General features: G+C 74.3%; 13 protein-coding genes. 6 read left to right on the top strand and 7 right to left on the bottom strand.

Annotated features, from left to right (window positions below; genetic code table 11):
* Positions 1 to 328 precede the first annotated feature (328 nt).
* Together AMIR_RS39950 and AMIR_RS03765 are read left to right on the top strand one after the other, a co-directional pair.
* Complete coding sequence (locus AMIR_RS39950) at positions 329 to 3,418, top strand: hypothetical protein (protein WP_041836562.1); 3,090 nt, start codon at positions 329 to 331, stop codon at positions 3,416 to 3,418.
* Positions 3,415 to 4,281: an ABC transporter permease subunit gene (locus AMIR_RS03765; RefSeq protein ID WP_012783373.1), complete on the top strand. Its 867-nt coding sequence runs from the start codon at positions 3,415 to 3,417 to the stop codon at positions 4,279 to 4,281. Before AMIR_RS39950 ends, AMIR_RS03765 begins: the two co-directional genes overlap by 4 nt.
* A gap of 45 nt (positions 4,282 to 4,326) precedes the next feature.
* On the opposite strand, the gene AMIR_RS03760 is transcribed toward AMIR_RS03765, so the two are convergent.
* The 3 genes from AMIR_RS03760 to AMIR_RS03750 all read right to left on the bottom strand — a co-directional run bounded on the left by AMIR_RS03760 (position 4,327) and on the right by AMIR_RS03750 (position 8,095).
* Positions 4,327 to 5,328 carry an ABC transporter ATP-binding protein gene (locus tag AMIR_RS03760; RefSeq protein ID WP_012783372.1) on the bottom strand — a complete coding sequence of 334 codons (1,002 nt, stop codon included), beginning with the start codon at positions 5,326 to 5,328 and terminating at the stop codon, positions 4,327 to 4,329.
* On the bottom strand, positions 5,328 to 6,875 hold the full coding sequence (locus tag AMIR_RS03755) for an ABC transporter permease (RefSeq protein WP_041837338.1): 1,548 nt from the start codon (positions 6,873 to 6,875) through the stop codon (positions 5,328 to 5,330). Before AMIR_RS03755 ends, AMIR_RS03760 begins: the two co-directional genes overlap by 1 nt.
* Positions 6,876 to 7,060: 185 nt before the next feature.
* The gene (locus AMIR_RS03750; protein ID WP_012783370.1) at positions 7,061 to 8,095 is read right to left on the bottom strand and encodes a thiamine ABC transporter substrate-binding protein; all 1,035 of its coding nucleotides are present in this window, start codon (positions 8,093 to 8,095) and stop codon (positions 7,061 to 7,063) included.
* A gap of 135 nt (positions 8,096 to 8,230) precedes the next feature.
* Between AMIR_RS03750 and AMIR_RS03745 the strand changes: the two genes are divergently transcribed.
* Positions 8,231 to 8,524 carry a 4a-hydroxytetrahydrobiopterin dehydratase gene (locus AMIR_RS03745; RefSeq protein ID WP_012783369.1) on the top strand — a complete coding sequence of 98 codons (294 nt, stop codon included), beginning with the start codon at positions 8,231 to 8,233 and terminating at the stop codon, positions 8,522 to 8,524.
* 45 nt (positions 8,525 to 8,569) lie between these two features.
* On the opposite strand, the gene AMIR_RS03740 is transcribed toward AMIR_RS03745, so the two are convergent.
* Positions 8,570 to 8,758 (bottom strand): type II toxin-antitoxin system Phd/YefM family antitoxin, encoded by a 189-nt coding sequence (locus AMIR_RS03740; protein WP_187313481.1) that lies wholly within the window; start codon positions 8,756 to 8,758, stop codon positions 8,570 to 8,572.
* A gap of 3 nt (positions 8,759 to 8,761) precedes the next feature.
* Positions 8,762 to 9,958: a mannosyltransferase gene (locus tag AMIR_RS03735; protein ID WP_012783368.1), complete on the bottom strand. Its 1,197-nt coding sequence runs from the start codon at positions 9,956 to 9,958 to the stop codon at positions 8,762 to 8,764.
* A gap of 662 nt (positions 9,959 to 10,620) precedes the next feature.
* Between AMIR_RS03735 and AMIR_RS03730 the strand changes: the two genes are divergently transcribed.
* The 3 genes from AMIR_RS03730 to AMIR_RS03720 all read left to right on the top strand — a co-directional run bounded on the left by AMIR_RS03730 (position 10,621) and on the right by AMIR_RS03720 (position 12,289).
* Positions 10,621 to 10,971 carry a beta/gamma crystallin domain-containing protein gene (locus tag AMIR_RS03730; RefSeq protein WP_012783366.1) on the top strand — a complete coding sequence of 117 codons (351 nt, stop codon included), beginning with the start codon at positions 10,621 to 10,623 and terminating at the stop codon, positions 10,969 to 10,971.
* Positions 10,972 to 11,030: 59 nt separating this feature from the next.
* On the top strand, positions 11,031 to 11,384 hold the full coding sequence (locus AMIR_RS03725) for a beta/gamma crystallin domain-containing protein (protein ID WP_012783365.1): 354 nt from the start codon (positions 11,031 to 11,033) through the stop codon (positions 11,382 to 11,384).
* Positions 11,385 to 11,626: 242 nt separating this feature from the next.
* Positions 11,627 to 12,289: a DUF4232 domain-containing protein gene (locus AMIR_RS03720; RefSeq protein WP_012783364.1), complete on the top strand. Its 663-nt coding sequence runs from the start codon at positions 11,627 to 11,629 to the stop codon at positions 12,287 to 12,289.
* Positions 12,290 to 12,457: 168 nt separating this feature from the next.
* Here AMIR_RS03720 and AMIR_RS03715 read toward each other — a convergent pair whose 3' ends face one another.
* Both AMIR_RS03715 and AMIR_RS03710 read right to left on the bottom strand, forming a co-directional pair.
* Entirely contained in the window at positions 12,458 to 12,799 is a 342-nt protein-coding gene (locus AMIR_RS03715; protein WP_041836559.1) for a hypothetical protein, read from the bottom strand.
* 2 nt (positions 12,800 to 12,801) lie between these two features.
* Positions 12,802 to 13,275, bottom strand: coding sequence for a type II toxin-antitoxin system Phd/YefM family antitoxin (locus AMIR_RS03710; RefSeq protein ID WP_012783362.1), 474 nt, complete (start codon positions 13,273 to 13,275; stop codon positions 12,802 to 12,804).
* Between the last annotated feature and the right edge of the window lie 275 nt (positions 13,276 to 13,550).

Raw genomic sequence — 13,550 nt, 5'->3', positions numbered from 1 at the left:
CGAGCCCGCGGCGCACCCGGCGCCCGCGCACCCCGAGGGCGCGTCGCGCCCGGTGACGGGGGCGCCGCGCCATTCGAGGGACGAGCACGAGCGCGAGCAGGGTGGGGAGGGGGGCGGGGCCGGGTCGGACGGCACGGGGTCGGACGGCGCGGGGTCGGACGGCGCGGGAAGCGTTGCGGCAACGGGGAGTTCCGCTCCCGGCGGGGGCGCGTCCGGGGAGTCCGCGCCTCGGGAGTCCGCGCCTCGGGAATCCGGGTCGGGTGGGTCCGGGTGGGACGCCTCGCGCTGGGACGGTCCGGGCCCCGTCGGGTCCGGTTCGGACGCCGCGGTGCGGAGCATCCTGGAGGTCCTGCGCAAGCGCGGCGCGGAGGAGTCGAACGCGCCCGAGGACGCCCCCGGCGTGGTCCGGACCGGGTCGGACGGCGCCGAGCTGTCCGGCGCGGGCCTGGGCGCCGCGCAGCCGGTCGACCCGGAGCTGATCGGCGCGGTCCCCGAGTGGGCCAAGGGGGAGCACCCTGCGGAGCCGGGCCTGTCGACGCCGGAGCAGCGCGCCAGGATCGGCGCGGGCTGGCCGCAGCGCTTCGACGCCGCCCCGTCGCGGCACGCGAAGTCCGCGGGCGAGGCCGAGACCACGCAGCTGGAGGCGATCGGCCGCAGCGGCGAGAAGCCCGTCAGGGGCAAGCGCGCGAAGCGCCTCGCCGCGGGCCACCGGGTGCTGCCGAACCCGACGCCGGTCGGCCTGGACGAGACCACCCGGCTGGCCGCCGTGACCGACGACGCGCAGGCCGGACCGGGCGCGACCACGCCGTCGAGCGCCCCCGGCACCCGGTTCGCCCCCGAGACGCCCCCCGAGCTGAGCTCCGCCCTGGGCACCCCTTCGGCGTTGACCGCTCCCCCGGAACTGGACGCCTCCGCCACCAGGGTGCTGCCCACGGTGCCCGCCGAGCTGGACGCGTCCGTCACCCAGGTAGTGCCCACCACCCTCCCGCCCGCCAAGCCCGCGCAGGCCACCCCCGCGCCCGGCAGGTCCGCGCCGGTCACCGCTGCGCCCGGCAGGCCCAGGTCCGGCACCATCCCGCCCGGCACTCCCGCGCCTGGCACCATCCCGCCCGGCAGGCCCGCGCCCGGCACTGCTGCGACCGGCACTCCCGCGCCTGGCACTGCTGCGGTTGGCACTGCAGCGGCCAGCAATCCCGTTGCGCTCCCCACCTCCTCCGCGCGCCTGAAGCCGACGGCGCCCACCAAGCCCGGCGCACCCGCCAGGCCCGCTGCCCGGGTCGCGCCCACTCCAGGAGCGCGCGGGCAGTCGCCCCGCAGCCAGGCCACCCGTCCCGGCACCGGTTTCCACCAGCCCGTGACCACGACCGCCAGCGGCTACTACCCGCCCGTCACCGCCTCGGGCGCGGGGAGCCTGCCGACCGCGACGCCGTCCACCGTCGTGCCCTCGGCCGTGGTCTCAGCCGCCGTGGTCTCAGCCGCCGTGGTGCCTGCCGCCGTGGTGTCGGCCGCCGTGGTGTCGGCCGCCGTCGCGCCGCAGGCAGCCGACGCGCCCGCCGCGACGCCCGCCGCACCCGCCCCCGAACCCGCTTCGCCCGCGACGACGCAGGTCATCACCACGTCCGCGCCGCTGGCACCCGCCGCGCCGGCCGGGAGGCGCGTGTCCCGCGCGCCCATGGCCCCGTCCGCGCCCCCCAACACCCCCGTGCCGCCCACCGCCGCCGTGCCGCCCACGCCGCAGGCGAGCGGCGTCCACCGGCCCGTCACCCCTACGGGCAACGGCAACCGGCCCACCACTCCCCCCGGCACCGGTTTCCACCAGCCGGTCGGCCCGGCCCCGGCGGGCAACCCGCCGTCCGCGAGCGGCTACTACCTGCCCGTGACCCCCTCGGCTGGCGGCTTCTCCCCGCCAGTCGCGCCGAACCCGAACAGCGGCCTGCCCGCCCCCCGCCCCGCGGGCAGCCACACCCCGCTGATCGCCACCCCTGCCGCAGGCAGGACCCCACCGGTCACCGCCCCCGCAGGTGGGAGGCCCCCGTCGGTCGCCGCCCCCGCAGGCGGCAAGACCTCACCGGGCGCCGCCTCCGCAAACGGCAAGCCCCTGTCGGGAGCCGTCCCCGCCGCAGGCCAGACCCCGTCCGCCACCGGCCAGACCCCGCCGGGCGCCGCTCCCGCAGGCGGTAAGACCCCGTCGGGCGCCATCCCCGCCGCAGGCCACACCCCGCCCGCCACCGGCCACACCCCGCCAGCCGCCACCCCCGTCACCGGCCCGCCCCCGCCGGTCGGCCCCTCGGCCAGCGGCTTCCACTCGTCCGTCACCACCTCGACCAGCGGCTACTACCCGCCCGTCACGCCGTCGGCCAGCGGCTACTACCCGCCCGTCACCACCTCGGCCAGCGGCTACTACGCGCCCGTCACCACCTCGGCCAGCGGCTACCACCCGCCGGTGACCCCGTCCGCGAGCGGCTACTACCCGCCCGTCGCCCCTGGCAGCCTCCCCGCGCCGGTCGGCGGCGCGCCCGAGAAGCCGTTGCCGGTGCGGCGCAAGGGTGCGAGCGGGCACGGTTCCGGGAAGCGGGGCAAGCGGTCCGAGGGGGCCTCCGCCGACGAGGCGGCCAAGTCGTCCGAGTCGCTCGGGTCGCGCATCGGCCTGCGCCGACGTCGCGCCAAGCAGGACCCGGTCGAGGAACGGCCCGCCACCACGCGCGGCGACGAGCAGCGGATCGGTGAGCAGCGGCCCTCGGGCCCCGCCGCCGAGTCCAGCGCCGAGCCCAGCGCCAAGACCACCGCGCAGGCCGAACCGGTCAGCATCGCGCTCACCCCCTCGGCGCTCTCGGCCGCCGCCCCGACCCCCGGCGCCGGGGCCGACGCGGGCGCGCCGACCACCGGGGCGGGCTCCTCCGACGACCGCGAGCCCGGCCACGGCAAGCGGGCCAAGCACCGCCCGCAGCGCCACCTCGCGCTCGTCCCCGAACCCCCGGCGACCGGCCCGCAGCCGGTGCTGCGCCTCCCGTCCGAGGCCGACCCGGCCGTCGAACCCCGGCAGGCCCAGGCGGACCACCCGGAAACCCCGGCCCAGGAACCGGACCGGACCGGACGCTCCAGCGCCAAGCACGCGAACACCGAGCACTCGAACACCGAGCGCGCGGGCGCCAAGCACGCGAGCACCGAGCACGCGGGCAGCACGCCCACCAGCGCCACCCCCGCAGGCGACGCGCCCATCGGCGCCGTCCCCGCGGGCAGCACGCCCCCATCCGCCCCCACCAGCGCCACCCCCACCCCCGCCAAGACCCCGCCCCCGCCCAGCGCGCGGGCGAAGACCCGGTCGCGGGCCGAGCGGGTGGCCGCGATGAACGCGCGGGACCGCGCCGACGAGGGCGGCGGCCCCGACCACGAAGAACCCGAGGAGACCCCGCGATGACGGTTGCCCAGGCGACCCCCGCCGTTCCGGGCCGCGCCGCGGCCCGCACCAGCGCACCGCTCGGCAGGCAGCTGCTGTCCGAGCTGCGCTGGATCATCCGCCGCCCCCGCACGCTGTTCGGGCTCGGCGCGCTCGCGCTGATCCCGGTCGTCGCGGGCGTCGGCCTGTGGTTCGCCGCCGACGGCCCCGGCCCGGCGGGCGCGGGCATCGCCGCGATCATCTCCGGCAACGGCCTGGTGCTGCCGGTGTTCGTGCTGCTGCTGACGCTGCCCGTGCTGCTGCCGCTGGTCGGCGCGATCTGGGCGGCGGACGGCATCGCGGGCGAGGCTCAGCACGGCACGCTGCGCGGGCTGCTGCTGTCCCCGGTGGGGCGGTTGCGGCTGCTGGGCGTCAAGGCGTTCGGCGTGGCGGTGATGTCGCTGCTGTCGGTCACCGTGATCGCCGTGGTGGGCTCGGTCGTCGGGGCGGTGCTGTTCGGCGGTCAGGGGATGCTGACGCTGTCCGGCTCGTCGCTGCCGCTGGGCCCGGCGCTGGGGCGCATCGCGCTGGCGGTGCTGCTGGTGTCGGTGCAGGTGTGGGCGGTGGCGGCGGTGGCGCTGGCGGTGTCGACGACGACCGAGCACCCGCTGGTCGTGATGGCGACGACGCTGGCCGGGCTGATCGTGTTCGGGCTGCTGATGGCGTTCGACTCGCTGTCCTGGCTGCACCCGTACCTGCTGTCGTACAGCTGGACCGGCCTGGCGGACGTGATCCGCGACCCGCTTCCGACCGGGCAGCTGTGGGAGAGCACGGCGCTGGCCGGGTGCTACATCCTGATCGGGCTGTCGCTGGCCGCGATGCGCCTGGTCACCAAGGACCACTAGCCCGACCCGCCGGGGCGGCGGGCTCGACGTGGGCCCGCCCCCGGATCAGCCCGTCGCGGAGCCGATGACCGCGACCCCGTCCTGGTCGACGGCCAGCCGCACCCGGTCCCCCGGCTCCCAGGTCCCGACCACCGGGCCGACCGCGTCGAACTCGTCGTCCCCGATCCGCACCAGCAGGCGCACGTGGTCCCTGCGGTGCACGCGCCCGAGCACCACGGCGTCCAGCACGCTGCCAGGGCCGCCAGGGCCGTCCGGGACCACCCGCAGCGCCGTCTCCCGCAGCCCGACCCGCGCGCGCACCCCGACCAGCCGCTCCGCCGCCTCGGGCGCGAGCACCACCCCGCAGCCGAGGAACCGCGCCGTCTCCACGTCCACCGGTTCCCGCCACACCCGCGCGGGCGGCCCGGTCTGCCGCAGCCTCCCGGCGCGCATGACCGCGACCCGGTCGGCCAGGGTGAACGCCTCGTCGTGGTCGTGCGTGACCACGAGCGCCGTCGCGCCGGTCTCCCGCAGCAGCCGCGCCAGGTCGAGCGCCAGCTGCTCGCGCAGCGACCGGTCCAGCGCGGACAGCGGCTCGTCCAGCAGCAGCAGCCTCGGATCGGGGGCGAGCGCGCGGGCCAGCGCCACCCGCTGCTGCTCACCGCCGGACAGCTCGGTGACCCGCCGCCGCTGGTAGCCGCCGAGCCCGACCAGCTCCAGCAGCTCCGCGACCCGCTTGTCCCGCTCGCCGCGCGCGGCCCCGCGCATCCGCAGGCCGAACGCGACGTTCCCGGCGACGTCCCGGTGCGGGAACAGCTGCCCGTCCTGGAAGACCAGCCCGAACCCCCTGCGGTGCACGGGCGTGCCCGCCAGGTCGGTCCCGTCCCAGGTGACCGCGCCCGCGCTGACCCGCTCCAGGCCGGCCACCGCGCGCAGCAGCGTGGACTTGCCGCACCCGGACGGCCCGAGCAGCGCGACGACCTCGCCGCCCGCCACCTCCAGGTCCACCCCGGACACCGCCTCGACGTCGCCGTAGCGCACGTCGACCCCGTTGAGCCGCAACGACATCAGAACTCCCCGCTGCCGGGCGCCCTGAGCCGCTCGACGAGCAGCACGGTCACCGCGGTCACCACCATGAGCAGCGCGCACGCCGCGTACGCCATCTGGCTGTTGAGCTCGCCGGGCCGCGACATCAGCCGGGCGATCACCACCGGCAGGGTCGGCGCGTCGGGCCTGGCCAGGAAGCTGGTCGCCCCGAACTCGCCGAGCGCCACCACGTACCCGAACCCGGCGGCGGCCACGAGCGAGCGGGCCGCCAGCGGCAGGTCGACCTCGCGCCACACCCGCCACGGGCTCGCGCCGAGCGAGGCGGCGGCCTGCCTGAGCCGCTCGTCGACCGCGCGCAGCACCGGAAGCACCATGCGCACCACCAGCGGCGTCACCACGAGCGCCTGGGCCAGCGGCACCAGGGCGGGCGAGGTGCGCAGGTCGCCGGGCAGGGCGTCCATGGTGATCAGGTAGCCGAAGCCGACGGTCACGGCGGACACGCCCAGCGGCAGCATGAGCGCGGTGTCGAGCGCTTCGGCGAACCAGGAGCCGGAGCGGCGCAGACCGACCAGCACGACGGCCGACAGGACGCCGACGAGCAGCGCGAGCAGGGTGGCGTCGGTGGCGGCGCGCAGGGAGTTCAGCGCCGCGTCCACGCCGGTGACGGAGAGGGTGCCGCGCTCGCCGGTGCCCGCGAGGGCGCGGTAGCCGTCGAGGCTCCAGCCGTCGCGGGTGGACACCGAGCGTGCCAGCAGCGCCAGCACCGGCACGAGCAGCACCAGCACGACCAGCCACGCGGCGGCCACCACGCCCCACTCGCCGCCCTGCGGCCTGCGGGGCGGTTCGGCGCGCAGGGCCAGCCCGGCCTCGCGGCGGCGGCGGGCCAGCGCGCCCAGCACCAGCACGGCGACCACGGCGGCGAACTGGACCAGCGACAGCGCGGCGGCGCCGGGCAGGTCGAACAGCTCGACGGTGCGCAGGTAGATCTCGGTCTCCAGGGTGCGGTGGCGGGCCCCGCCGAGCACCAGGACGACGCCGAAGCTGGTGGCGCAGAACAGGAACACCACGGACGCGGCCGAGCCGACGGCGGGCGCCAGGGCGGGCAGCACGACGGAGGTGAACGCGCGCAGCCGGGACGCGCCGAGCGCGCGGGCGGCGTCCTCGGCGCGCCGGTCGAGCCGCGCCCACAGGCCGCCGACGGTGCGGGCGACGACGGCGACGTTGAAGAAGGCGTTGGCCAGCACGATCGGCAGCACGCCGCCGTCCGGCCAGAGCGCCCGGAACGCCAGGCCGACGACGACGGTGGGCAGCACGAACGGCACCATCACCGCCGCCCGCACCACACCCGCGCCTGCGACCTTCGCGCGGGCGAGCAGGAACGCGACGGGCATCCCGGCGAGCAGCGCGAGGGCGGTGGCGGCGGCGGCCTGGCCGAGGGTGAAGGCGACGAGGTCGAGCGTGGTGGTGTCGGCGAGCGCGGCGAGCACGCCGCCCTCGCGCAGCCCGAGGCCGACGATGGCGGCGACGGGCCAGGCGAAGAAGACCCCGAGGAACGCGAGCGGCAGCAGCCCCGCGAGGGCCCAGCCGAGGGCGGCCCTGCGGTTGACGGGGCGGCGGGTGGCGGGGCGGCGGGACGCGGCGCCGGTCACCTCGGCGCCGGTCACCTCGGGGCCGGTGACAGCGGCGCCGGTGACAGCGGCGCCGGTGACAGCGGGGCCGACGACCCCGCTGCCGCTACCGCCGCGTTCCTCCGTCAGCCCTGGACGAGGGTGCGCCACTGCTGGACCCACTGCTCGCGCCCGGCGTCCACCTGGTCGGCGGGCAGGGTGCGGGAGTTCGCGGGCAGGGGCGCGGCCTTGGCCCACGCCTCGGGCAGCGGGATGTCCTCGCGGCTGGGGTAGACGTACATCTGCTCGGGCACCTGGGCCTGGAAGTCCGCGCCCAGCAGGAAGTCCAGGACCTTCTTGGCGTCCTCGGGGTTCTTGGCGTTCTCCAGGACGCCCGCGTACTCGACCTGCCGGTAGCAGGTGTCGAGGAGGGCCTTGGTGCGCGGCGCGCCGTCGTCGCCGATCTCCGCCGAGGGCGAGGAGGCGTAGGAGACCACGATCGGGCGCGGGCCCTTGCCCGCGGAGCCGGAGAAGTCCTGGTTGTAGGCCTCCTCCCAGCCGCTGACGACCTTGACGCCGTTGGCCTTGAGCTGGCCCCAGTAGTTGGTCCAGTTCTCCTCGCCGAAGGTGGCGATGGTGTTCAGCAGGAACGCCAGGCCGGGCGAGGAGGTGGCCGGGTCCTCGACGACGAGCATGTCGCGGTACTTCGGGTCGGCCAGGTCGGAGAGCTTCTGCGGTTCGCCGACGTCCTTGAGGGCGGCGACGTCGACGTTGAGGCAGACGTCGCCGACGTCGACGGCGTGCAGGCGGTTCGCGGGTTCGAGCTGGTAGCGCTGCGCGCCCTTGTCGCCCTCCGGCGAGGTGTACTCGGCGAAGACGCTCTCCTTGAGGGCGCGGGAGGCGAACGTCGAGTCGACGCCGAACGCGACGTCGCCGATGGGGTTGGCCTTGGTGAGGACCAGCTTGTTGGTCAGCTCCCCGGCGTCGCCGCTGGCCAGCGGCTTGATCGTGATGCCGGTGTCGGACTTGAACTCGTCGAGCAGCGCCTGGTCGACGGCGAACGAGTCGTGGGTGACCAGGGTGACCACGCGCTCGCCGGGCGCGGCGGGCTGGTTGCCCGCGACGGAGCAGGCGGCCAGCAGCACGACCAGCGGAGCGGCGGACAGGGCACGTCGGAGCATCATCTCTCCCTACACCGGCATGACCCGGATCAGGTGTGGACGGTCGAAGGCTGGCGTGCCTTCCTCTCAGCCCGGCGCACTACCGGACTCCCGTGGTGTTCAGCAGCTTACGTCACCCGGTGGGATGATCCGCGCATGGCCGAGCTGCTGACCGACGACCAGCTGACCGCGGAGCTGGCGGACCTGCCGGAGTGGACGGCGCAGGGGGTGTCGCTGGTGCGCACGGCGGACCTGCCGTCGTTCCGGGCGGCGATCGACGTGGTGGACCGCGTGGCGGACGTCGCCGAGCGCATGGACCACCACCCGGATATCGACATCCGCTGGCGCACGCTGGTGTTCCACTGCTCCACGCACTCGGCGGGCGGGATCACCACGCTGGACGTGTCGCTGGCGCACGAGATCGACCGGGCGCTCGACGCGCTGGCGTGAGCGCGGCTCAGCGGGCGGTTCCGCGCGTCCCTCCGGCGCGCGCCGTCATCCGCTTCCCGGCGCACCGGGGTCGATGGGCGCGCGCTCGGCGAGCCCGGTGCCGTTCAGGGCGTTCTCGCACGCCTTGAGCAGGCGGCGCGCGTTCGCGGGCGAGCGCATCAGGTGCTCGCCCTCGCGCAGGGCCGCGCGCTCCTCGGCGGACATCCCCCCTGCGGGCAGCTCACCGCGCTCCACCCGTCACCGCCCCACGAGGTCGACCGGGCGCTCGACGCGCCGGCGTGAGCGCAGCTCCACCACCACCGCGACCAGCGTCAGCAGTCCGGCGGCCGGGTAGACCCAGCCCAGGGCGGACAGGTGCCACGGGCGCGGGATGATCCAGATCGACTCCTGGGCCATCAGCAGGAACGAAATCAGGTAGCTGCCCACCGCCACCAGCCACACCCACGCGGCGGTCGTGGCGAGGCGGTGGGTGGCGCGGTAGGTCAGCCACAGCAGCGCCGGGACCATCCACACCCAGTGGTGGCTCCACGAGATCGGCGAGACGAGCAGGCCGAGGAACTGGGTGCTCACCACGGCCGCGAGGCTGTCGTTCGCGCGCACGGCCTCCAGCAGCGCCCACAGGGCGAGCGCTGCGGCCAGCGCTGCGGCGACCAGGAAGATCGGGCCGGTCTCCACGTCGTGGCCGACGGTGCGGGACAGCGCGCCGCGCAGCGACTGGTTGATCGCGGAGCCGACCGGGCCGACGCGGGTGGCGTCGCCGAGGAGCTGGAACCAGAACTGGTGCGACTGGCTCGCGGAGATCGCGTAGCCGAGGCCGACCGTGCCCGCGAACGCGGCGAACGACCACAGCGCGGCGGTCCAGCGGCGGGTGGCGAGGAAGTACAGGCCGGTGATCGCCGGGGTGAGCTTGATGCCCGCCGCGACGCCGGTGCCCAGGCCCGCCATCCACGAGCGCGCGCTGACCATGGTGCCGATGAGCAGCGCGGCCAGGACGAGGTTGATCTGGCCGTAGTTCAGCGTGGTGCGGACGGGCTCGACCCAGATCAGCAGGCCGGTCCACAGCAGGACGCGGCGCGGGTTCGCGCTGCCCGCCAGCTCCAGCGAGGTGCGGGTGAGGTACCAGAGGCAGGCCAGGGACAGCAGCTGCCAGAACCAGCGGGCCACGCCCCAGGGGACCCAGGACAGCGGGACGAACACGAGCGCCGAGAACGGCGGGTAGGTGAACGGCAGCGCGAACTGGTCGGAGAACTCCTTGAGGCGCCACTGGTACAGCTCGCCGGTGAACAGCTCGGGCGCGGCGTTCCGGTAGACCATCAGATCGACCATGGTCATCTTGGTCTGGAGGGCGACCATCAGCAGGTGCCCCAGCAGGGAGAGCCCGAACAGCCAGGGCGCGAGGGGCAGCACGCGCGCTTCCAGGGTGCGCAGGTTCACCGAGGATCCTCCACGATCGTGTGAGTTTCATGACTGCCGGGGCAACGTTCCGGGTACCCGTGCGTCAAGACCTGTGGGAGATCAACCGCAACAAGGGGAATTCGCATGACCGCCGACATCTTCGTGTTCACCGTGGCCGCCTTCGGGATGCTGGCGACCGCCGGTGGCGTGCTGGCGATGGCCAGGCACAGCCGCAAGCAGGTTCGCTGACCCGACGCCGGGCCTCCGGGGGGAGGCCCGCGGTCGAGGAGCTCGTCGAGGCCCCGTGGTGAACGCGACCGCGGGGCCTCGTCGTGTCCGGGGTCCGTCGCGGTGGACGGGGCATGGCGGACCTCGGGTTCCTGCTCGGTCTGGTCTTCGCCCGGAACGGGCTCTCGGCGGGGCGAGCGAGGCGGAGCCTACCCGGACGGTGGTCACGGGGTGTGGTCGTCGGGCCGGGGCGGCCGTTCACCCGCGCGGTCCACGACGTCGACCGGCGCCCCGAACCCGCCCGCAACCCCTGGTGCCCGATCCACTACGGACTGTGGCAACCCCCGGCGGCTTTCCGGCAAGATCACCCGCGTTCGGCACGCCCTCCCGCGCTCCCAGCCCTCCCACGCCCTCCCCCGGGAGGGCGCTCCCGCGCGGGCGGACGACGACTTCGAAGGGGAAGGACGCCAGCCATGCGCTCCAGTTCGAAGAAGTTCACCCTGGCCGCCGCCACCGCCGTCGCGGCGCTCGTCGCGATCCCGGCAGGCCCCGCGTTCGCGATCGACCAGGTCGCCTGCGGGAACCGCACCGACTTCGCCAAGCTCGACATCAGGGTCGGCCAGAACCTGGGCACCAACCGGTGCTTCGCCAACAGCGGCGTCGTGGCCGTCGAGGTCCCCAACGTCTACCGGGCGTCCTCCGGCAACAACAAGCTGACGGTCAACTACCAGTCGGGCAGCCAGTACTACACGAGGACGCTGACCCCCGGCACCCACATCAACTTCGCCTCGGTCGTGCGGGTCTACGAAGTCCGCATCTGGTGACGCGGCCGGACCCGCGCCAGCCACTCCACCGCACCCCTGCGAAAGGCGACGAACGGATCATGCGCACCACCCTGAAGAAGATCACCGCAGCGGCGGCCGTCGCGATCGGGGCGCTCCTCGCGCTCCCCGCCGGACCGGCGCTGGCGATCGGCCAGGTGTCCTGCGCCGACAACAAGGTCACCCCCGCCAAGCTGAACATCAAGACCTCGGCCAGCACCTACACCTCCCGGTGCTTCAGCGGCGCGGGCGTCACGGCGGTCAGCATCGCGAACGTCCAGCGCGTCGAGGCGGGTGGCAACAAGCTGACGGTCAACTACGAGCTCGCCGGGCTCTACCACACGAAGACCTTCACCCCAGGAACCCACATCAACTTCGGCTCGGTCGTGCGGGTCTACGAGCTGCGCATCTGGTGACGACGACCTGCGGCTGAGCACCGTCGGGGTGGTCCCACCCGCTGCGGCGGGACCACCCCGAAACCCGCCGGAAATTTCCGCAAAAAAATTGTTTGACGAATTGAACAAGCGGTCATGACGACCGGCAACAATTCAGGTTGCCCCACTGTGATCCGGTTCACAAAAAGGCATCCTTACTGCCGTCCCGCACATCTCTACTCATGCAAGGGGAAACAGCCGAGAGCGAATCGAGGGGATTAAAAATGCGCACGAACAACAAGCGGGTCGTCCGGGGCGCCACCGCCATCGCCGCACTGGCCGCGTTCGGCACGCTGACCGCCTGCTCGTCCGGCCAGCCCGCGGGCACCGCCTCCCCCACCCCGGCAGCCGACTCCTCGACCGCGCCCCAGGCCCTGGCGAGCACGAGCGGTGGCACGAAGGTCACCGGCGGGGCCGACGCCATGAGGTCCAACGGCGCCGAGCCCGCGAGCGGCGAGGCGCTGTGCGCCACCGCGGAGGTCGGCATCGGCATCGACTTCCCGCACCAGGGCTCCGCCGACCAGAAGAGCCTCCAGCTGCTCTTCCGCAACGACTCCGAGGCCCGCTGCACGATCCAGGGCTTCCCCGGCGTCCAGTTCGCCAAGCGCAACGGCGAGACCTGGGACCTCGTCCGCAGCGACGACCCGATCACGCCCGTCAGCCTCGCGCCCGGCGAGAGCACCAACGCGCAGCTCGTCTTCCTGGGGACCGACGTGGCCGAGGGCACCTCGCACTGGGCGCCCGACTCGATCCTCGTGACGCCGCCGAACACCACCGACACCCAGAGCTTCCCGTGGGGGCACGGCACCCTCGTGCGCCAGGACGGTGCCACGCACCCCGGCACCCACATCGGCGGCGTCGGCGTCGTGGAGGCAGGCAACAAGTGAGGCAGCGGGGCTCTCGCGGTCGGCCAGGGACGGGGCGAAGACGGGAGAACGCCGGGGAGCGGAAGGGCTCCCCGGCGTTCTCGTCGTCCCCAGCAGGGGCTTTGACGTGCGCTGACCAGCCATACCGCGAATCCTGACCACCGCGTCAACACGAGCAAAGATCAGCCATTATTTGGTCTCGTTCGGGTGACTGGTGTGCACTTGCTCCAGGTAGACCGTGCGATCTTCGACGTAGAACCAGATGCGTGCAGCGCCTTTCAACGTCGGCTTGTGCTGCCAGCGCTGACGGGTCTTCCCCGCACGCGTCACGGTGCCGAGCCGGTCGCGCAGCGGGGAGTTCGTCGGCGTCTTCTCCAGAGGTTTCTCCGTGAGGAAGTCCCAAACTTCGGCCATCGAATTACGGATCGTCGCGACCAGGTCGCGCCAGCCCTTCTCCGCCCCAGCAGTGGCGAAGCGGATCTCGTACTCGGACTTCTTCGGCGGACGGGGGACCACGCTCTCCTTCGCCACGGTCAGGGGCGCTCGACGGGGCCTGCCGCGACGGACTCGTCCTGGTCGAGCCACTCGACCGGGTCTACGCCCAGGCCCGCCGCCAGCGCCGTCGCCGTCTCCCGCCAGGAGGTGAGCTCGGCAATTGCCAGATGCGGCTGGTCGGTCGAGAACGAGGCACGCGCCGCGTCGACGACAGCCCGAGCGCAGTTCTTCCGCCCGTCAGGCGACAAGGCGAGCATCCAGGGGAACACGGTGGACATGCGCTCCTCCAGCGAGCCGCCATCGTCGAGGGTCACCGCGATCAGTTGCGCGGCGAGCCGGAGCAGCCCGGCACGGGCATCGGCCTCGCGCTGGGACATGAGCACGAGGGCTTCTCCGTCACGACGCGTCACCGTCACGGGGTGATCCTCGGCCTCGGCGAAGACCTCGGCAGGGCGTTTACTCAGGTCGGACGAGCGACGAGTCGAACTGAGGACGCGGTTCGTGGCGCTCATGCCTCCACAGCATTCGGAACGTGTTCGGAAGTCCAGGGGTCGCCGCAGTCGACGCGCGAGGCGCCGGCGCTCACCGGCACGGTGAAGACCGGCCCGGACCCGTCAGGGCAGGCGGGACCTGTCAGCGAGCCGCTCCCGGCGATGACCAGTCACACCGAGGGGAACGAACGGGCTCGACCGGTCAGGCGTCGCCACGTCGCGCATGACCCTGAGCAACCGATCGGGCAAAGCCCCCGACGGGCCGATCTCACTACAAGATCAAGGCCGAACCCGGC

The organism is Actinosynnema mirum DSM 43827, from assembly GCF_000023245.1.
GTDB lineage: Bacteria > Actinomycetota > Actinomycetes > Mycobacteriales > Pseudonocardiaceae > Actinosynnema > Actinosynnema mirum.
Note: the sequence above shows the minus strand (reverse complement) of the source record. Positions and strands in the feature narration are given on the sequence as shown.

Coding starts and splice junctions, on each gene's coding strand:
- AMIR_RS03765 (WP_012783373.1), top strand. CDS start 3,415: ATGACGGTTGCCCAGGCGACCCCCGCCGTTCCGGGCCGCGCCGCGGCC.
- AMIR_RS03760 (WP_012783372.1), bottom strand. CDS start 5,328: ATGTCGTTGCGGCTCAACGGGGTCGACGTGCGCTACGGCGACGTCGAG.
- AMIR_RS03750 (WP_012783370.1), bottom strand. CDS start 8,095: ATGCTCCGACGTGCCCTGTCCGCCGCTCCGCTGGTCGTGCTGCTGGCC.
- AMIR_RS03745 (WP_012783369.1), top strand. CDS start 8,231: ATGGCCGAGCTGCTGACCGACGACCAGCTGACCGCGGAGCTGGCGGAC.
- AMIR_RS03730 (WP_012783366.1), top strand. CDS start 10,621: ATGCGCTCCAGTTCGAAGAAGTTCACCCTGGCCGCCGCCACCGCCGTC.
- AMIR_RS03725 (WP_012783365.1), top strand. CDS start 11,031: ATGCGCACCACCCTGAAGAAGATCACCGCAGCGGCGGCCGTCGCGATC.
- AMIR_RS03720 (WP_012783364.1), top strand. CDS start 11,627: ATGCGCACGAACAACAAGCGGGTCGTCCGGGGCGCCACCGCCATCGCC.
- AMIR_RS03710 (WP_012783362.1), bottom strand. CDS start 13,275: ATGAGCGCCACGAACCGCGTCCTCAGTTCGACTCGTCGCTCGTCCGAC.